The following is an 18,160-nucleotide window of genomic DNA, read 5'->3' on the forward strand; positions in this document are numbered from 1 at the left end:
CGACGGCTGAGGACCGGCTCGGCTGACGGCTCCGCGGGAAACCAGCCGTCGGCCGAGCCAGGTCGCACCGCTCGTGGTCGCACCGGCCGAAGCGGGTGCACTGCCGTCGGGGAGCCGTGCTAGCGGCGCACACCCGTGAGGTAGGCGGAGACCACGACATTGGCCGTATAGCTGTCCGTCGTCTTGTCGAAGGTGCCACCGCAGGTGATCAGCCGCAGCTCCGCCCGGCCGCCCTGGCGCGGCCCGTACGCCTTCTGGGCGTCGAACCCGTCCCGCTCGAACACCTGCACATCGTCGATGGTGAACTCGGCCACCGAACCGTCGGCCCGGGTGACCCGGACCTGCTGCCCCGGACGAGCCGTACTCAGACCGTAGAAGGCGGCCGGCTCGGTCTTGGTGTCGACATGGCCCACCAGCAGCGAAGCCCCCGGCGCGCCCGGCTGCGTACCGGCGCCGTACCAGCCCACGGTCTGCGCGGTCGCGTACGGCGGTGGGTCGATGGCGCCCGCGGAGTCCAGCCCGCGCGGTACGACGGGGGCCGCCACGCCGATCGAGGGGATGTCCACCCGCTGGGGCCTGGCCGGTTCTAGCGGGTCATGGGCGGGCGGCAGCGGTACTCCGGCCGGTCGGCCGACCGCGGCGACATCGCCGGTGGTCGGCCCGGAACTGCCGCCGAGACCACCACCCTCTCCCCGCCCCCAGAGCCAGAGTCCGAGCAGCAGCACCACCCAGACCACTCCGGTGAGCAGCCGACCGGAACCCGTGGGTGTATCGGATGCTGGGGGCGTCGGCGGCGGGTCGGATGCGGGCATCTCAGTCGGAGCCCTGGCGACGGCGGCGCGAGCTGCGGACGGCGACGGCGACCGCGGCGGCCCCGGCGAGTACAAGGCCGACGACGGTGTGGGGAGTGCCCGGACCCGCGCCGTCGGTGTCGTTGTGCGGCCGCTGCTCGGCGGCCAGCGCGGCGGTACCGCCGCCGCCCGCCCGCACGGGCGCCACTGGAGAGGGATGAACGGGCCGGCCGTGGTCACCGGTGATGTGGATCGTGCCGGCCGCATGGTGTTCGCGGCCCCCGCAGCGGACGGTGACGTCATAAGTGCCGGGGCTCAGCCAGGCCTTGATGGTGGCACGTCCATGGAGGGTGTGGCCGCTGGTGAGAGGGGACTGGTTGGATGCCGAGCCGCCCTGACCGCTCGATCGCCCCCCGCCGCCGTCGGATGCCCCTTCCCGGCTGTCGGAGGTGGCTCCGTCATCGTTGGACCGGGCGTCCTCACGATCCGACGACGACTCCTCGCCGCTTCGCGAGGAGTCGTCCCCGTACTGGGACCGCTGGGAGTCGTGGGAGCTTTTCCCGCGGAGTTCGGCGGGGTCGCTGAACGACGGTGACCTGGCGGTTCCCGTATCGCCCTGGCATCCGCGTACCTGGATCTCCACGTGGTCCCCGGGGCCCGCGCCGGCCGGTGAGACCGTCGCGGTCACCGGGTCGTAGGCGTACGCCGAGCCGGCCGCGGGTGCGAGCAGCAGTGCGGCGGCCACCCCCGCGGCCCCTACCGTCCCTGCGGCACGGAAAGCAATCAACCTGGTACGCATGGTGAACCTCCTGGTACCGCAAGGTTCACGCGTGGTTCGCGATTACGCATCCGGGGCGGTGACATCGGGTGACAGGACCCCCGCTGAGCTGCCCCGACCGGCCGAAGGGACGGCCCGAAGGAGTGATGCCCCCGAGCCCGGGGTGGTCGGGCGGGGGGTTAGATCCGGTCGACGAGATCAGCGATCGAATCGACGACGCTGGACGGCCGGAACGGATAGCGGTCGATGTCCGCGGGCGTGGTGACCCCGGTCAGCACCAGGAAGGTCTCCATGCCCGCCTCAAGACCGGCGAGCACATCCGTGTCCATCCGGTCGCCGATCATGGCGCTGGTCTCGGAGTGGGCGCCGATGGCGTTCAGCCCGGTGCGCATCATCAGGGGGTTGGGCTTGCCGGCGAAGTAGGGGGCCTTACCCGTGGCCTTGGTGATCAACGCGGCGACCGATCCCGCCGCGGGCAGCGGCCCTTCCGTGGAGGGCCCGGTCTCGTCCGGGTTGGTGCAGATGAAACGCGCGCCGGCGTTGATCAGCCGGATCGCCTTGGTGAGGGCCTCGAAGCTGTAGGTACGGGTCTCGCCGAGCACCACGTAGTCGGGGTCGTGGTCGGTGAGTACGTAGCCGATGTCATGGAGGGCCGTGGTGAGACCGGCCTCGCCGATGACATACGCCGTACCGCCGGGCCGCTGGTCGTCCAGGAACCGGGCCGTGGCCAGCGCGGAGGTCCAGATGTTCTGGACGGGGACGTCCAGGCCCATCCGAGCCAGTCGGGCATGGAGGTCGCGCGCGGTGTAGATGGAGTTGTTGGTCAGGACCAGGAAGGGCTTCCCGGTGTCCCTGAGCTTGGTGATGAAGGCGTCCGCGCCGGGGATCGGCACACCCTCATGGATCAGGACACCGTCCATGTCGGTCAGCCAGGATTCAATCGGCTTGCGCTCTGCCATCAACGGGACTCCTGCCGTGCTGGGCGTACGGGATACGCGAGGTGCTGGGGGCCGGAGGCACGGCTCTGTGTCACCCCGACACCAATAGCCTAGTCACGATGGCCTGATCCTGACTCTTGACTATCGGCTGGGGGGCCGGCGGCCGCGGACGGTGAGTGCTCCGGGACAGCTGACCGGGTGGCTCCGGCGCAGGTGGGAGGCCGGTTGGAGTGCTCTGCCGCGCGGGTGACCGGGCTGGCTCCGGCGCAGCTGACAGGGCGGATGGAAAGCGGCCCACGGCTGCGGTCAGCGATCGCCCGAGCGGAGCCGTCGGGAGACCAGCGCCAGTGCGGCGCCCCCGACGAGGACGGTCCCCAGCGCGGCCCCGAGCCGCGGCAGTGACGTACTACCGGTGGTGGCGAGTTCATCGCGGGTGACCGTGATGCCGGTGCCGTTGTCGTCGAGGACGGCGAAGCGGTAGTCCCCGGATTCGCCGACCCAGTCGCCGTCGTCCCCTCGGCGCTGCACGACCGCGGCATTGACGGTGACCTGGTTGGGCGGGGTGTCGGAGGTCACCGCGAGCCGCACCCGCACGGTCAGCGTCGCCCGCTTCGGGACGGTGAAGCCCCCTCGGTCGTGGTGGGCGCCGTCGCTGTCGAGTACGGCGATGAGCTCGTCCTCCGAAGTCGTCTCCAGCGGAGCGGGCCGCCACCGCGCGCTCCTGTCGTCGTAGAACTCCAGCATCAACCGGGCCGGGGTCAGCCCGCGGTCCTGACCGGCGAAGACCAGCACCGGATGGATGTTGCGGCAGGCCCGGGCGGTGGTGTTGGCCAGGTCCACGGACCACTGGGCGAAGCCGCCACCGGCGCGCTGGGCCGAGGGGCCGCCATGAATCCGGGTGCCGATCGGGAAGTCCTTGGCGGACGCGCTGCCACAGCGCGGCTGCCGGGCGCTGGGAGCCGCTTCGCCCGTGGCCGCCGCCGCCTCAGCGGGCAGCAGAAAGGCGGCGGTGAGGCCGATGACGCCGATGACTCGGACGGTGCGCGATCGCATGGGTGGGTGCCTTTGCTGCTCGTACCGCTTGCGGGGCAGGTGATGGCAGGGGCTGGGGTCGACGCCAGGATCGGGCGGGTCGGTGCGGGGAGGGGACGGCAGGAGCTGGGGGCTGGGGGCAGGGGCGAACGGATCGGTGGGCGGGACGCTGGCACATCGGGGCGGCCCGCTGGGGGGTGCCACGTCCGGTTCGGGCCCGAACGGCGGCAGAACTCCGCCCTATCAGGGTATTTTCCCGCCGAATGGCGCTTTGCGCATGCCCAGGGCGATCGCCGGAGACCGTCATGGGCCGTCGGCCCGGCCGCCGCAACGGTACTCGGCAGCCGCGAGCCGGCTTGGGCCGACGCCGTCCTCCACCGATGGGCGCCGCTCAGGTGGAGCGGGCCAGCGAGACCAGGTCGGCGCCGGCCACCCGGCACACCCCGTGATCGTTCCGCGGCCATGACCGCCGCGGCACCGGTGGCGCGCCCCTGCTTAAGTGGACCCCATGACAGGCACCGCCAGCCCCCTGCGGGTCGCGCTCATCGGCTATGGCGTCGCGGGCTCGTTCTTCCACGCTCCGCTCATCGCCGCCGCGAAGGACCTGGTCCTCGACACCATCGTCACATCGGACCCGCAGCGGCGGGCACGGGCGGGTAGCGAGTTCCCCGGCGTACGGTTCGCCAGCACGGCCGACGAGTTGTGGGAACGTCCCGACGAACTCGATCTGATCGTGGTGGCCTCCCCCAACAAGACCCATGTCCCCATCGCCACCGCGGCCCTCACCCTGGGCATCCCGGTCGTGGTGGACAAGCCCATCGCCGGTACGGCCGCCGAGGCCAGGGAGCTCGCCGCGCTGGCGGCAGGGCGGGGGCTGCTGCTCTCGGTCTTCCAGAACCGCCGCTGGGACGCCGACTTCCTCACCCTCAGCCGACTCCTCGGGGAAGGCGCTCTCGGCGACGTACAGCGCTGTGAGTCCCGCTTCGAACGCTGGCGCCCGCAGCCCAAGGGCGGCTGGCGGGAGTCCGGGGACCCCGAGGAGATCGGCGGGCTCCTCTACGACCTCGGCAGTCATCTCGTCGACCAGGTGCTGACCCTCTTCGGCCCGGTGGTGCGGGTGTACGCGGAGTCGGATGTGCGCCGCCCCGGAGCCGAGGCGGACGACGACACCTTCATGGCCCTCACCCATGCCAACGGTGTCCGTTCCCAGCTGTCGATGAGCGCCACCACCGCCCAGCTCGGACCGCGTTTTCGGGTGCTGGGCAGTAGCGCCGGTTTTGTGAAGTACGGACTCGACCCGCAGGAAGCAGAGCTGCGGGCCGGCAGGCGGCCCTCGCCGAGCGAGCCATGGGGGGTGGAGGACACCGCCCACTGGGGCCGGTTGGGTGCGGGTGAGTCACCGTTGACCGGCGGCGGAAGCCCGGTGGAATCGGCCCCCGGTGACTATCCGGCGTATTACCCGGCGATCGCGCGGGCGCTGCGGGACGGCACGCCTCCCCCGGTCACCGCCGAGGAAGCCGCGGCCGCACTGGACGTACTGGAGGCGGCGGCGCTCTCCGCCCGCGAGGGGATCACCGTCGAACTGTCGCGTTGAGCACCGCCGCGCGATCCCCGTCGGCCGGCAACGACACCGGCCCCTGGCTCCGGGGGCTCGGACGGCAGCGGATGCCCGAGCTCCCCGAAGCCGCGGTCGGGCGGCTCAGAGCGCCGGACTCATCGCCCCCGCGGTCGGCATGTCCCGATAGAGAACGATCCGCTCGACGGCCGACCAGGTGGTGCTGGTGACGACGTACAGCGCGGCGGCCAACGGCACCACGGCGACGGTGATCAGGGTGGCGAAGGACAGCAGCGGAAGCATCGAGTTCATGGCTCCCATCCCGGGCGGGGCGTCCTGCGGCAGCGGACCTGCGGCCAACTGCTGCCTGGTGCGCCGGTAGTTGACCACGGCGACGGCGGTGACCAGCGCGAAGAGCGCGAGGTAGACCAGACCGGCAGCGCCGAGGAGACCACCGTGGTCGAGCGCGTCGGTCCAACGATCGGCGAGCGGCGCGCCCAGCAGGGTGTGGCCCAGCAGTCCGTTGGGTGCACCGCCGATGCTCGGGCTGGAGAACAGGTAGTACATCAGGAAGAACGCGGGCAGCTGAAGCAGGCTGGGCAGGCAACCGGAGAGCGGTGAGGTCTTCTCCTTCGCGTAGAGCTTGGTCAGAGCCTCCCGCAGCCGCTCCGGGTCCTTGCCGTACTTGGTGCGCAGTTCGTTGATGTGCGGGGTCAGTCGAAGCCGGGCCTTCTGCCCGCGGGCAGCCGCGCGGGAGAGCGGATGGACGGCGAGCCGTACCAACGCGGTGAAGAGAACGATCGCGGCGGCGGTGGCCGAGGCGTGGAACAGCGGCTGGAGCAGTTCGGCCAGACGCTCGACCAAGCTGGCGAATACGGACATGGGTGAGCCCTCCGAGGGGTCTCGTCGTGCCGGGGAAAGGGAGCTCGGCAGGACGGTCCGCGCGGAGAAGGAGCTTCTTACGCGGCCGTCAGGAGGGCATGTCCGGGTGCACGCGGCCTGGTGCGGCCCCTGGCGTCGGGATCACGCTGGGGAAGAAACGCGGTGCGCTTCTCACGGTCGCGGATGGCGGTACGGACCCGGGTGCGAGGCACCGCGGGCGCACAGCGCGCGCTGATGACGGCGCAGACCACCAGCGCCGAACTGGCCGCGGCGGTGGCCGTCGCGGCCAGGGCGAGGGCGGCGGAGAGACTGCTGCCGTCGGCGATCAGAAACTCCAGGACGAGGAACAGGGCGAGAGCGGCGGGTGGGAGTGCCCGCGCGAGGCGCCGAATGACCCTCTCCATGCCGTGCCCCCTCTCCCGATCGTCCGATGGCTGGCCTATCGCCGTTATACAGGATGGGTAGGGGACTCCAAAAGCGTGCGGGGCAGCCAGGACCGCACCTCCGGTCGGCCCGGACCCTCGGCTTCGGCCCGCTCCGGCCGACGCCCCTGGGGCCTCTCCCCGCTCGGTCCCCCGGAGTACGGCGCTCCCCGCACAAGTCTGCGTCCGCCCTCCGCACGCGGTGAGTGACGGCCGAGTCCACGGCCCCGCACCCACTGCTCAGCACCCTGCCGGGCCTGCCGGTCGGCCCACCGGGCCGACGCACCACATGCGCGACATCGACGCCACCCCCTGATGAACGGACAAGAGCGGAACCTGGGCAGGACAACGCACTCCTGAAGGAGCCGAGTTCGACGATCGCCCCTGCCTCGGCGGCACTCCGCGCCCGCCACCGACAGCCGTGTTCAGGGATGAGGACCACTGTCCCCTGTCCGCTCCCGCCCGAGCGCACGGTGGGGGGTGCAGCTCTGGGTGACCGCTAAGTCACCGGACACATACGCCTGCTGGCGAGTGCCCAACGCCACCCCTACCGGCCCGCTGACGGCAGTACGGTGTCCACTATGCGCCCCGACACTGCTGCCGATCACACTGCCGAAGCCGAGCGTCTGCTGCGTACCGCGACGCAGTACCCACAAGACAGCGAACCGCTACTTCTCCAGGCCGCAGCCCACCTTGAACTGGCGGGGGACCGCGAACGGGCCTCCACCCTCTATGACAGCCTCCTCGCGTCCGACCCCGAGAACCCCACTCTGGTGAAGGCGTTCCAGGCGGCGAACCTCTGGGAGTACGGGCACGAGGCGGAGGCCCGCGCCCTGATCGCCGGCATCCGCACGGCAGCTCCCGCGGATCCGGCACCCTGGGAGATCGTGGCCGAGACACTGGAAGCCCACGATGAACTAGAGGCGTCGCACGACTGCTTCACCACCGCGGTGACCCTGCTCATCACACCGGGTGACGACGAAGTGCCGTACGAGATGCAGTCCCTCCTCACCGGCCGCCACCGGGTCCGTCGGCTGCTCGGTCGCGCCCATGACTCCTGGGACACCCTCGCGGATCGGGTGCACAGCGCGCAGACAGCGCCTTCGACGATCCGCCTCGATGAACTCCATGACCCCAAGCGCCTCTGGTCGTTGGGCTCGGACAACCCGGCCGAACTGCGCGCTGAGATCGCCCGTCTCCGCTCCGAACTGGGCTCCTACCGCTCGGCTCTCTCCCGCCCCTTCCCGGTGGCGGTGCTCCACTGGCCACAGGCGGAGTTGCGGGAGTTGCTGACGGCGTACCCGGCGCTGGAGTCGGAGTACCCCACGCACTCGGCGCACCTCACGGACATCGAATCCTCGCTACGGGACCTGGCCTCCACGGGCACCGGCAACCTGGGCATCGTGACGGCCACGGTCCCCTCCTACGAGGCGTTCGCCGCCTCGGAACAGTCCTCCCCGTCCCATCAGGATCTCCTCCCCCAGTACGCAACGACCCTGGCAGCACGGGGACGCGCGGTGTCCTGGCCGCCGGCGAAAGGGGCGGCGTGCTGGTGCGGTTCGGGGGTGGCGTACCGGGAGTGCCATGGCGGGCTGGCGGCCGCACCGACCGGCTGAGTGTGGGCGCTCGGTGATGCCGAGCGTGCTGCGGGCTGGTGCGGGACGACCGGCAACGGGGGCTGCCGGCGAGGATGAGTTCACCTATCGCCCGTCCGTCACCAGGGCCGACGAAAACAACACAACCGACACCATGACGGACACTGCGGTCGCCATCGCCATGATCAATGTCACCTGGACGCACAGCCGGCTGAGTATCCGGAAAAGGGACGCCCCGGGGGAGGGCGCCGATCGCGCTGCCATGCGGGGGCAGCACAGGGGAGACCCCGGCCATGGCGCGCACCCCGACCGAGACGGAGACTGCGTCGCCTGCGGATAGTCCCCGGCGCGGGACCTGAACACCTTCGGGGCGCCCTCCGTATGTGAGGGCACCTCCCCTGGTAGTCGGGTGCGTGGCCGATGGGCTGAACGCGGTCACGCACCCGACACAGCTCGCCGGAACCGGCCCGCGATCCGGGGCGGGTCAGCCCTCAGCCACCGACCGCGTGCACCACCGAATAGATCACCAGACCGGCCAGCGCGCCCACCACGGTGCCGTTGATGCGGATGAACTGGAGGTCCCTGCCGATATGGGCCTCGATCTTGCGGGAGGTGTGCTCGGCGTCCCAACTCGCCACGGTCTCCGAGATCAGCGAGGTGATCTCACCGCGGTACGTCGTCACCACATACACCGCGGCGTCCTCGACCCAGCCATCGATCTTGCCCTGAAGCCGCTCATCGGTCGCCAGACGGGCGCCGAGGGAGAGCAGGGACGCCCTGGCCCGCAGCCGCAACTCGCTGCGGTCGTCCTCCGCCGCGGAAATTATCATGGTGCGTACGGATGCCCACGCCGAAGCGATCACATCCTGCACCTCCGCGCGCGCCAGCAGGTCCGACTTCATCCGCTCCACCCGTGCCCGGGTGTCGGTGTCCGACTGGAGGTCCGACGCGAAGTCGGTCAGAAAGCGGTCGATCGCCCCACGGGCCGGATGGCCCGGCATGTCCCGCATCTCGACCACGAAGCGGAGCAGCTCTCGATAGACCCGCTCCCCCACCTTCCGGTCCACGAACCTCGGGGTCCAACCCGGCGCACCGCCCTCCACCGCGTCCATCACCGAGTCCGCGTGGGTGACCAACCAGTCATGGGCCCGGGCGCAGATCAGATCCACCGCGCGGTGGTGGGCACCGTCGGCCACCACCTTCTCCAGCGTCTTGCCCACACCGGGTGCGATCTCGGCGCTGTCCGCCCGCCGGGTGATGGCTTCACCGACCACGGCCTGGACATCGGAGTCCCGAAGCACCGTCAGCGCACCGCGCAGGGCCGTCGACAGCTCGGCCGTCACCCGGTCGGCGTGCTCGGGTTCGGCAAGCCAGGTGCCCAGCCGGCCGCCGATCCCCACGGCGCGCAGCCGGGCGCGCACCACGTCCTCCGAGAGGAAGTTCTCGCCGACGAAGGACCCCAGTGAGGCTCCCAGCTGGTCCTTCTTGTTCGGGATGATCGCCGTGTGGGGGATGGGGATGCCCAGGGGGTGGCGGAAGAGGGCCGTGACGGCGAACCAGTCGGCGAGCGCACCCACCATCCCGGCCTCGGCCGCGGCGGCGAGATAGCCGGCCCAGGGGCCCGCGCCCGCGTTCTTCGCCCAGGTGGCGAGTGCGAAGACTACGGCGACGAAGACCAGCAGACCGGTCGCGGTCAGCTTCATCCGCCGTACGCCGCGCTGCTTCTCCTCATCCGCTTCCGTATAGGCGAACGAGGGCAGCCCGCCACGGCGGGTGGAGGCGCCCGCCGAGGAAGCGGCAGCACCGCCCTGGGGACCCGCGTCCGCCCCGGGCCCACCAGCGGCCCCCTGGGCAGGACCGCGGCCAGGTCCGCTCCGCGCGCCCAGCCTCGGTCGCGGGGTTGGGTCCGGAGCCGGCTCAGGCCTCGGCTCTGGTTCCGGTTCTTCCCGCTCTGTGCTGTTCATCCGCTCCACCCGTTCGCGCGCACCCGTACGCATTGTCCCTACCTCAGGTACTCCCGGGGCGCATCCTAAAGTTCCCGGGACGCCCTGCGGACCTGGGACGACAGAAGCGTCGCGGCACCGCCACCGAGTCTCAGTCGAGCTCCTTGCGATCGGCGCCCCTGCCCTTTTCCAGCCGCTCTCGCTCCGCGGCGCGCTCCGCCTTCAGTCGCAGCTTCTCCGCCTTCGTACGCTTGCGCTCGACCCCTACCCCGCCCATCAGCGCAAAGCCCGTGATCCGTACGCGCGGCGCCGAGGGGTCGGGCCTCGCGTCGCCGCCGTGCTCACCGAAGCCGCCCATGAAGCCGATGCCGCTGACCTCGACATTCAGATCGTTCGGTACGACGATGCTCACCCCACCCATGATCGTGATGCAGCGGATCACCACGTCACGATCCTCGAAGTGCGCCTCCCGCAGATCGAGTTCCCCACCGCCCATCAACGTGAAGGTGGTGAACCGCCGCGGCACGGTCCAAGTCCCCTTGCGCCCGAACCCGCCCCAGAAGGCGAAGGCCAGCTTTGACCTGGGAGGGATGCCCCCGATCCGCTCGGACCAGCGCCCCACCCCGGAGACGGCCACCGGCGCCACAGGCGTACCGCCCGTCACCGGGAGATCGCTGACCAGAGGCTCCAACTCGCCACGGGTACGGGCCTGATAGGCGGCGTCGAGACGCTCCTCGAACTCCTCCATCGTGAGCCGTCCCTCGGCCACCGCATCACGCAGCAGCTCGGCGACCTGCTCACGCTCACTGTCCGAGGCCCGCATCTCAGGGAGTTCACTCATAAGCATCAGCTTAGTAGTCGGGTTCCCGACACCCACCGGGCGAGTTGACCCGGCCGCCCATCCCATCGCCGGCCCGGCGGCACTCCGCCCCGCTGCTCACTGCCCGGACCGGCCCGCGTACATCTTCGCGATCACCGCCTCGATGTCCGGCTCCCGCAGGGAGAGATCCATCACCGGATACCTGGCAGCGAGCGCGGACACCAGCGGTGCCGCCGACTGGGAGGCGGGGAAGGCCAACCACTGACGGGGCCCCTCCACCCGCACCGTACGGGCCAAGTCGATCACCACCGGCGGAAGTTCCCGCTCCAGGTCCACGATCAGCGTCCGTTCGCTCTCCCCCACCTCATGCAGCCCGGCGAGGGCACCGTCGTACATCAGCCGCCCGTGGTCGATGACCATCACCCGACGGCAGAGCTGCTCGATATCGGTGAGGTCATGGGTGGTCAGCAGCACGGTCGTACCGCGGTCGGCGTTGAGATCCCGCAGGAAGTCACGGACCTTCGCCTTGGAGATCACATCGAGGCCGATCGTCGGCTCATCGAGATAGAGCACCTCGGGGTCATGCAACAGCGCCGCCGCGATGTCGCCGCGCATCCGCTGGCCGAGCGAGAGCTGGCGTACCGGAACCTCCAGCAGTTCCCCCAGGTCGAGCAGTTCGACACAGCGCTCCAGGTTCTCCCTGAACCGCTGGTCGGGAATGCGGTACATCCGGTGCATCAGCCGGTAGGAGTCCTTCAGCGGAAGGTCCCACCACAGGGTCGTGCGCTGCCCGAAGACCACCCCGATCCGGCGCGCCAGCCGGGTGCGTTCCCTGGCGGGGTCGATGCCTGCGACCCGCAGCCGCCCACCGCTCGGGGTGAGGATGCCGGTCAGCATCTTGATCGTGGTGGACTTGCCCGCGCCGTTCGGGCCGATGTAACCGACCATCTCCCCGCGGGCCACGGTGAAGCTGAGCCCGTCCACGGCCCGCACCTGGCTCTTCTCCCGGCGCAGTAGACCGGCTCGACGCCGTACGTCGAAGACCTTCTCCACACCGTCGAGTTCGATGAAGGCTTCCATGGTCAGCGTCAGCTCCCGGTGCTGCGGTAGGAACGAAGGCCGGCGCGCCAGGCCAGCAGGGCGAGCCAGCAGCACAGCACGGCGACGACGGGCGGTAGATAGGCGAACCAGTGCGGCAGATCGAGCGGATAGGGCCGGTCCAGCACGGCCAGCGCGGGAAGCCAGTTGACGAAGGCCAGCGGGACGACGAAGGTCACCCCGCGCACCAGATCCTTCGCGAAGACCGTCGGCGGGTACTGGAGGAGGGTGTTCCCCCCGTAGGTGATGGCGTTCTGCACCTCGGCCGCGTCCTGTGCCCAGAACTGGAACGAGCCACCCGCGACAAACACCGCGGCGAAGATCAATGCCCCGCTGACCAGCATCATCGGCACCATCAGCAGGTTCAGCAGGGTCCATTCGACGTGCACCGTCCCCAGCCCGTAGCCGAGAACGAGCAGGCCCTGGGTGATCCGGCCCAGTCGGCGCAGGGCGAACCGGTCGGCCGCCACCTGGGCGAGGACCGGGGCGGGACGGACCAGCAGGGTGTCGAGGGTGCCGTCGCGCACCCGCCGACCGAGCCGCTCCGTGGACCCCACCAGCAGGTCGGCAAGACCGAAGGAGGTGGCGGCGGCCCCGTAGAGGAAGGCGATCTCACCCAGCTGGTAGCCGCCGAGCGCGTCGACATGGGTGAACATCAGCAGGATCGCGATGAAGTCAAAGGCGGTGACCACAAAGCTGGTCACCGTGGTCATCACGAACGAGGCCCGGTAGGTCATCGTGGAGCGAATCCACATCGCCGCGATCATTCCGTAGGCGCGTAGACCATCGGTGAGCGTGCTGAGCCGCGTACGGGTGGGAAAGGCGTCGAGCTCCACGGACCGCGTCGCGGTCGAGCGTCCCGCCGGCTCAACGGCGAGCGGCTCGGGGGACGGCACCGAAAGCGCCTCCGGTCGCTCGGCCGCCTCGGATGTCTCAGCCACCTTGGAGCACCACCCTGCGGGTCGCCGCGGTCTGGAGCAGCCGCCCGGCGCCAAGGAGCGCGAGAGCCCAACCGGCCTGGAAGGCGTAGGCCTCGGCCAGTGCCCAGCCCGTGCGCTTGCCGAGGAAGACATCGGCCGGGATCTGCAGCACCGACGACCAGGGCAGCGCTCGCGCCACCTCGCCCAGGGTCCCGGGGAAGACGGTGAGCGGCAGCAGCATCCCGGAGAAGAACATGCCAGCGAGCCAACTGATCTGCGCCATGCCCGAGCCGTCCATCAGCCAGAACGCGGAGAGCGCCACCAGAAAGCGGATGGCGAAGCTGACCAGCAGACCGAGCACCACACAGACGAGGAAGGCGATCCAGGTCAACGCCGAACCGGGCAGCGTCAGATCAAAGGCGAACGCCCCGATCGCCATGGGGATGACGCCCCTGCCGACCAGATGGAAGAACGCCCGGCCCAGATCGCAGGCCAACCACCACAGCTGGAGGTCGGCGGGCCGATAGAGGTCGGTGGCGATGTCACCCGTACGGATGCGTTCGATCAGCTCGTCTTCGAAGCCCCCGCCCATCAGGGCACAGGCCATCAGCAGCGCCTGGCCCAGCCAGACATAGGTCACCGCCTGCGAGACGTCGTATCCACCGAGCTGGGGACGTTCGTCCCAGAGCGCGGTATAGGTGTACGCCATGATGAAACCGAAGGCGGTGTTGGTGAAAACCCCCGCGGCCGTCGCCATTCGGTATGTCGCATATCGCCGGAACCAGCCGACCATGACGACTCCATAGAGTCGCACGTCCCCCACCCCTCCTCCGCATGATCACAACAGCCGATACCAAAGCGCACGACCCTAGCCCAATCGGGCAGACCGCCGCGACGCAATAACGACGGCGGTCCGGGAGATATCCCGCTTAAAGTGCACTATGGGCATATGAGTCAGGAGCCACCGCAGCAGGGCTGGACGCCCCGGGACGAAACCGTCTCAGCGCCCGGGCCAGGGGCCGTACCCGGGCAGCCGGGGACCAGGGGGAACAAGCCCCGGCGCACCGGCTGGCGGCGGCTCGTGCCCACCTGGCGCATGGTCCTCGGCGCGATCCTGCTGATCGCGTTACTCCTGATCGGCGGCTTCGCGGCCGGATACCTCCTCGTCGACATCCCCCCGGCCAATGCCACCGCGACCGCCCAGTCCAATGTCTACCTCTACGAGGACGGCACCCTGATCGCCCGGGACGGCGAGATCAACCGGGAGAACGTCCAACTGGCCCAGGTACCCCTCACGGTGCAACACGCCGTCCTCGCCGCCGAGGACCGCAACTTCTACTCCGAACGCGCCGTCGACCCCAAAGCCATGGTCCGGGCGGCCTGGAACACCCTCACCGGCAAGGGCAAGCAATCCGGCTCCACCATCACCCAGCAGTACGTCAAGAACTACTACCTCGGCCAGGAGCAGACCCTCTCCAGGAAGTGGAAGGAATTCTTCATCTCCATCAAGCTCAGCCGCGAGCAGAGCAAGAGCGAGATCCTGCAGGGCTATCTCAACACCAGCTACTTCGGCCGCAACGCCTACGGCATCCAGGCGGCGGCACAGGCGTACTACAGCAAGGACATCGAGGACATCGACACCGCCGAAGGTGCCTACCTCGCCTCACTCCTGAACGCCCCCAGCGCCTATGACGTCACCACCCACCCCGAGAACCAGGCCGCCGCCCTCGGCCGCTGGAACTACACGCTCAACGGCATGGTCAAGGAGGACTGGCTCAGCGAGAGCGAACGGGCCGCCATGACCTTCCCCGTACCGCAGAAGGCAAAGCCGGCGAACGGGCTCTCCGGTCAACGCGGCTATGTCGTCCAAGCCGTCGAAGAGTACCTGACCGGCCATGACGTGATGGATGAGAGCACCCTGGCCGCCGGTGGCTACCGCATCACCACCACGGTGGAGCGCGCCAAGCAGGACGCGTTCGTCGAAGCCGTCGACGACCAGGTGATGTCACAGGTCAGCGAGGACCGCAAGGCCGACCGCAACGTACGCGTCGGCGGCGCGTCCATCGACCCGGAGTCCGGGAGGGTGGTCGCCCTCTACGGCGGAGTCGACTACACCCAGCAGTACGTCAACAACGCGACCCGCCGCGACTACCAGGTCGGCTCGACCTTCAAGCCCTTCGTCTTCACCGCCGCCGTCCAGAACGACTCACGCACCCAGGACGGCCGACGCATCACCCCCGAAACCGTGTACGACGGCACCGACCGGCGACCCGTCCGAGGCTGGAGCGGCGGCCGGTACGCCCCCGAGAACGAGGACGGCATCTCCTACGGCCCCATCACCGTCCGGGAGGCCACCGACCGATCCGTGAACGCGGTCTACGCCCAGATGGCGGTGGACGTGGGCCCCCACAGGGTCCGCCAGACCGCGATCGACCTCGGCATCCCGGCCAGCACCCCGGACCTGACCGCGAGCCCCTCCATCGCGCTCGGCCCGGCGACGGCGAGCGTGCTCGACATGGCAGAGGCGTACGCCACCCTCGCCAACCACGGCCGGCACGGCACCTACACGCTCGTCACCAAGGTCACCAAGGACGGCGCCACCGTACGGCTACCGAAGGACGACAGCCGACAGGTCGTCAGCCGAGAGGCCGCGGACACCACCACCTCCATCCTCCAGAGCGTCGTCGACAGCGGCACCGGCACCGCGGCCCAGTCCGCGGGCCGCCCCGCCGCAGGCAAAACCGGAACCGCGGAGGAGGACAAGGCGGCCTGGTTCGCCGGCTACACACCGGAGTTGGCGACCGTCGTCGCGGTGATGGGGCAGGACCCCGACACCGGAGCACAGAAACCGCTCTACGGAGCGCTCGGCCTGCCGCGCATCAACGGCGGCGGGGCACCGGCACGGATCTGGGGACAGTTCACCGGTATGGCCCTGGAAGGCACCGAGATCAACGAGTTCGACCTGGAACTGGAACCCGGCGCGGAACCGGAACCACTGCCTGGGTCACCGAGCGAGGAAGAACCCCCGCCCCAGTCACCCACACCCAGCGGCCCATCGTCCGAGCCACCGGGCGAAACACCCGACCAGAGCCCGGGGCAGTCCGAAGGCCCGTCCGAGACCGGCCCTCCCAGCAGCGGAGACGGAGACGTCGATACGGGCCAGGGCGACGGCTCCGCCTCCACCGGACCCGGCGGCCCGGCCCCCGACACCCGACCCGGTCCCCGCGACGGACCCGATGGCTTCGGCAGATTCGGGGAACACGGCTCAGGCCCCGGGGGACACCATGACCACGGCCAGCCAGGACAGCCACCACCCGGGCCACCGCCCGAAGTCATCCACCAGCGCTGACCCAACCCAACGAGGTCGGCAGCCGTCATTCGGTTGCCGACCTCGCGATGGATTCCAGGCCCATGAGACCCAAGCGGGTGAGACCCGGGTTCAGTGACCTCAGACTCAGTGACCTCAGACTCAGTGACCTCAGACTCAGTGCCCTCAGACTCAGTGGCCTTCAGACTCAGTGCCCGGACGTCGTCTTCAGACCCACCACCGCCACCAGCAGCAGCGAGACAAAGAAGATACGGGCGGCGGTCACCGGCTCGTTGAGCGCCACCATCCCCACGATCGCGGCGCCGGCCGCACCAATACCGACCCATACGCCGTACGCGGTACCGATCGGCAGCGTCTTCGCCGCCTGGGCCAGCAGAACCATGCTGGCCACGATGCCCGCACCAGTGAACACACTGGGCCAGAGCTTGGTGAAACCCTCGGTGAACTTCATCCCGATCGACCAGCCGATTTCCAGCAAACCGGCAATGATCAACAGAACCCAGGCCATGACAGCACCTCCGAGAGACGTGACTTCAACGGGGTGCGTCGTCTTTACCAGCCCGGTACGGCGCGTCTCGTCGGGGTTGGCCCAACCCTAGCAAAAAACGGCGAAAGGGCTGGTGAAGTGAGTCACCAGCCCAGCCGACAGCCCCCGTCGCCAGCCCTGCAGAACCGTCAACGCCGACTTACGACGGCCTACAGATAGAGCCCGGTGGAATCCTCGGACCCCTGGAAACGGTCAGCCGCCACGGCGTGCAGATCACGCTCCCGCATCAGTACGTACGCCACGCCCCGAACCTCCACCTCGGCCCGGTCCTCGGGGTCGTACAACACCCGGTCACCGGGCTCCACCGTCCGCACGTTCTGCCCCACCGCGACCACCTCGGCCCACGAAAGACGCCGGCCCACCGCAGCGGTGGCCGGAATCACGATGCCGCCGGTGGAACGCCGCTCACCCTCCGGGATGTCGGTCCGCACCAGCACACGATCGTGCAGCATGCGGATGGGCAGCTTGTCGTGCTGGGGGCTGTGCTGATGACTGTTGGCGCTCACGCCATGAACCTACCTGCCCCGGGGTGATTCCCACGCCCTCGGTTCACAGACGGCGCTTGCGCCCGACTGAGACCGCCAGCAAGCCCACCAGCCCCACGACGGCCACCGCCACCGGCACCAAGCGCTCCAGCCTGGGCGCGCCATCGGCCGAGACGAAGACCGACCTGACATCCGCCACCTTGCTGTTGACCGCGGCGAAGGCGCGTCCCGCGGTCCGGTCGACCGTCGAAGCCACCTTCGCCTTCGCATCGCCGACAATGGTCTTCGGGTGCACCCGCACCCCGATCTCGTCGAGGGTCTCGGCAAGCTGGTCGCGCCTGCGGACAATGTCCGCCTCGATCTGCGCAGGGGTCCTCGCGTCCGACACCGCGCTGCCTCCGTGGTCGTGTCCGATTGGTTCCGTCGACAGTCTGTCAGCTCTACCGCGCACGTACCCCCCGGCACCCCTATTACGCTCGACGGCGTACACCCGCACGGCTTGACGAGGAGAACCATGAGCGAGCGACTCCAGCCCGGCGATCCGGCCCCCGACTTCACCCTCCCCGACGCGGACGGCAACGAGGTATCGCTCGCGTCCCACAAGGGCCGCAAGGTGATCGTGTACTTCTACCCGGCGGCGCTCACCCCCGGCTGCACCAAGCAGGCCTGTGACTTCACGGACAACCTGGAGCTGCTGGCCGACGCCGGCTATGACGTGATCGGCGTGTCGCCGGACAAGCCGGAGAAGCTGGCGAAGTTCCGGGAGAAGGAGAACCTGAAGGTCACCCTGGTCGGAGACCCGGAGAAATCAGTCCTTGAGGCCTACGGGGCGTACGGCGAGAAGAAGCTGTACGGAAAGGTCGTCACGGGTGTCATCCGGTCCACGGTCGTGGTGGACGAGGAGGGCAAGGTGGAGCACGCGTTCTACAACGTGAAGGCGACCGGGCATGTCGCGAAGATCATCAAGGATCTGGGGATCTAAACCGCCGCTCCCCCTCGGCCCGCTCCCAGGTACGTCGACCGCGA

General features: G+C 69.6%; 19 protein-coding genes and 1 riboswitch. Of the genes, 5 read left to right on the forward strand and 14 right to left on the reverse strand.

Going from position 1 to position 18,160, the window contains the following annotated elements:
- Positions 1 to 119: 119 nt before the first annotated feature.
- From NBG84_RS28630 to NBG84_RS28645, 4 genes are all read right to left on the reverse strand, one after another.
- The gene (locus NBG84_RS28630; RefSeq protein ID WP_250922509.1) at positions 120 to 812 is read right to left on the reverse strand and encodes a class F sortase; all 693 of its coding nucleotides are present in this window, start codon (positions 810 to 812) and stop codon (positions 120 to 122) included.
- 1 nt (position 813) lies between these two features.
- On the reverse strand, positions 814 to 1,590 hold the full coding sequence (locus NBG84_RS28635) for a hypothetical protein (protein ID WP_250922510.1): 777 nt from the start codon (positions 1,588 to 1,590) through the stop codon (positions 814 to 816).
- Positions 1,591 to 1,748: 158 nt separating this feature from the next.
- Entirely contained in the window at positions 1,749 to 2,528 is a 780-nt protein-coding gene (locus NBG84_RS28640; protein WP_250922511.1) for an HAD-IIA family hydrolase, read from the reverse strand.
- Between the two features lie 285 nt (positions 2,529 to 2,813).
- Positions 2,814 to 3,560, reverse strand: coding sequence for a hypothetical protein (locus tag NBG84_RS28645; RefSeq protein WP_250922512.1), 747 nt, complete (start codon positions 3,558 to 3,560; stop codon positions 2,814 to 2,816).
- Between the two features lie 487 nt (positions 3,561 to 4,047).
- Between NBG84_RS28645 and NBG84_RS28650 the strand changes: the two genes are divergently transcribed.
- On the forward strand, positions 4,048 to 5,133 hold the full coding sequence (locus tag NBG84_RS28650; protein WP_250922513.1) for a Gfo/Idh/MocA family oxidoreductase: 1,086 nt from the start codon (positions 4,048 to 4,050) through the stop codon (positions 5,131 to 5,133).
- A gap of 105 nt (positions 5,134 to 5,238) precedes the next feature.
- Here NBG84_RS28650 and NBG84_RS28655 read toward each other — a convergent pair whose 3' ends face one another.
- Both NBG84_RS28655 and NBG84_RS28660 read right to left on the reverse strand, forming a co-directional pair.
- Positions 5,239 to 5,976 carry a YidC/Oxa1 family membrane protein insertase gene (locus NBG84_RS28655; protein ID WP_250922514.1) on the reverse strand — a complete coding sequence of 246 codons (738 nt, stop codon included), beginning with the start codon at positions 5,974 to 5,976 and terminating at the stop codon, positions 5,239 to 5,241.
- A 77-nt stretch (positions 5,977 to 6,053) separates the two neighbouring features.
- Positions 6,054 to 6,380 carry a DUF6412 domain-containing protein gene (locus NBG84_RS28660; protein WP_250922515.1) on the reverse strand — a complete coding sequence of 109 codons (327 nt, stop codon included), beginning with the start codon at positions 6,378 to 6,380 and terminating at the stop codon, positions 6,054 to 6,056.
- 599 nt (positions 6,381 to 6,979) lie between these two features.
- Here NBG84_RS28660 and NBG84_RS28665 point away from each other — a divergent pair.
- Entirely contained in the window at positions 6,980 to 8,014 is a 1,035-nt protein-coding gene (locus tag NBG84_RS28665; protein ID WP_250922516.1) for an SEC-C metal-binding domain-containing protein, read from the forward strand.
- A gap of 133 nt (positions 8,015 to 8,147) precedes the next feature.
- Positions 8,148 to 8,333: an excalibur calcium-binding domain-containing protein gene (locus NBG84_RS28670; protein WP_250922517.1), complete on the forward strand. Its 186-nt coding sequence runs from the start codon at positions 8,148 to 8,150 to the stop codon at positions 8,331 to 8,333.
- 151 nt (positions 8,334 to 8,484) lie between these two features.
- On the opposite strand, the gene NBG84_RS28675 is transcribed toward NBG84_RS28670, so the two are convergent.
- The 5 genes from NBG84_RS28675 to NBG84_RS28695 all read right to left on the reverse strand — a co-directional run bounded on the left by NBG84_RS28675 (position 8,485) and on the right by NBG84_RS28695 (position 13,588).
- On the reverse strand, positions 8,485 to 9,957 hold the full coding sequence (locus NBG84_RS28675; protein WP_425608715.1) for a DUF445 domain-containing protein: 1,473 nt from the start codon (positions 9,955 to 9,957) through the stop codon (positions 8,485 to 8,487).
- A 130-nt stretch (positions 9,958 to 10,087) separates the two neighbouring features.
- Positions 10,088 to 10,777, reverse strand: a complete 690-nt coding sequence (locus NBG84_RS28680) for a DUF1707 SHOCT-like domain-containing protein (protein WP_250922519.1) — start codon at positions 10,775 to 10,777, stop codon at positions 10,088 to 10,090.
- Positions 10,778 to 10,873: 96 nt separating this feature from the next.
- Positions 10,874 to 11,836, reverse strand: coding sequence for an ABC transporter ATP-binding protein (locus NBG84_RS28685; protein ID WP_250922520.1), 963 nt, complete (start codon positions 11,834 to 11,836; stop codon positions 10,874 to 10,876).
- Positions 11,837 to 11,844: 8 nt separating this feature from the next.
- Entirely contained in the window at positions 11,845 to 12,795 is a 951-nt protein-coding gene (locus NBG84_RS28690) for an ABC transporter permease (protein WP_425608716.1), read from the reverse strand.
- Positions 12,788 to 13,588, reverse strand: a complete 801-nt coding sequence (locus NBG84_RS28695) for an ABC transporter permease (protein ID WP_250922521.1) — start codon at positions 13,586 to 13,588, stop codon at positions 12,788 to 12,790. The genes NBG84_RS28690 and NBG84_RS28695 overlap by 8 nt, the downstream gene beginning before the upstream one ends.
- 135 nt (positions 13,589 to 13,723) lie before the next feature.
- On the opposite strand from NBG84_RS28695, the gene NBG84_RS28700 reads away from it, so the two are divergent.
- Positions 13,724 to 16,123 carry a transglycosylase domain-containing protein gene (locus tag NBG84_RS28700; RefSeq protein WP_250922522.1) on the forward strand — a complete coding sequence of 800 codons (2,400 nt, stop codon included), beginning with the start codon at positions 13,724 to 13,726 and terminating at the stop codon, positions 16,121 to 16,123.
- A gap of 166 nt (positions 16,124 to 16,289) precedes the next feature.
- Here NBG84_RS28700 and NBG84_RS28705 read toward each other — a convergent pair whose 3' ends face one another.
- From NBG84_RS28705 to NBG84_RS28715, 3 genes are all read right to left on the reverse strand, one after another.
- Positions 16,290 to 16,610: a DMT family transporter gene (locus NBG84_RS28705; protein ID WP_250922523.1), complete on the reverse strand. Its 321-nt coding sequence runs from the start codon at positions 16,608 to 16,610 to the stop codon at positions 16,290 to 16,292.
- A gap of 32 nt (positions 16,611 to 16,642) precedes the next feature.
- Positions 16,643 to 16,701: riboswitch (guanidine-III (ykkC-III) riboswitch) on the reverse strand.
- 97 nt (positions 16,702 to 16,798) lie between these two features.
- Positions 16,799 to 17,155, reverse strand: coding sequence for a GroES family chaperonin (locus NBG84_RS28710; protein WP_250922524.1), 357 nt, complete (start codon positions 17,153 to 17,155; stop codon positions 16,799 to 16,801).
- 43 nt (positions 17,156 to 17,198) lie between these two features.
- Positions 17,199 to 17,522: a DUF3618 domain-containing protein gene (locus NBG84_RS28715; protein WP_250922525.1), complete on the reverse strand. Its 324-nt coding sequence runs from the start codon at positions 17,520 to 17,522 to the stop codon at positions 17,199 to 17,201.
- Positions 17,523 to 17,648: 126 nt separating this feature from the next.
- On the opposite strand from NBG84_RS28715, the gene bcp reads away from it, so the two are divergent.
- Entirely contained in the window at positions 17,649 to 18,116 is a 468-nt protein-coding gene (gene bcp, locus NBG84_RS28720; protein WP_250922526.1) for a thioredoxin-dependent thiol peroxidase, read from the forward strand.
- Positions 18,117 to 18,160: the final 44 nt, after the last annotated feature.

Origin of the sequence: Streptomyces albipurpureus, from assembly GCF_023701525.1 — a bacterium.
GTDB lineage: Bacteria > Actinomycetota > Actinomycetes > Streptomycetales > Streptomycetaceae > Streptomyces > Streptomyces albipurpureus.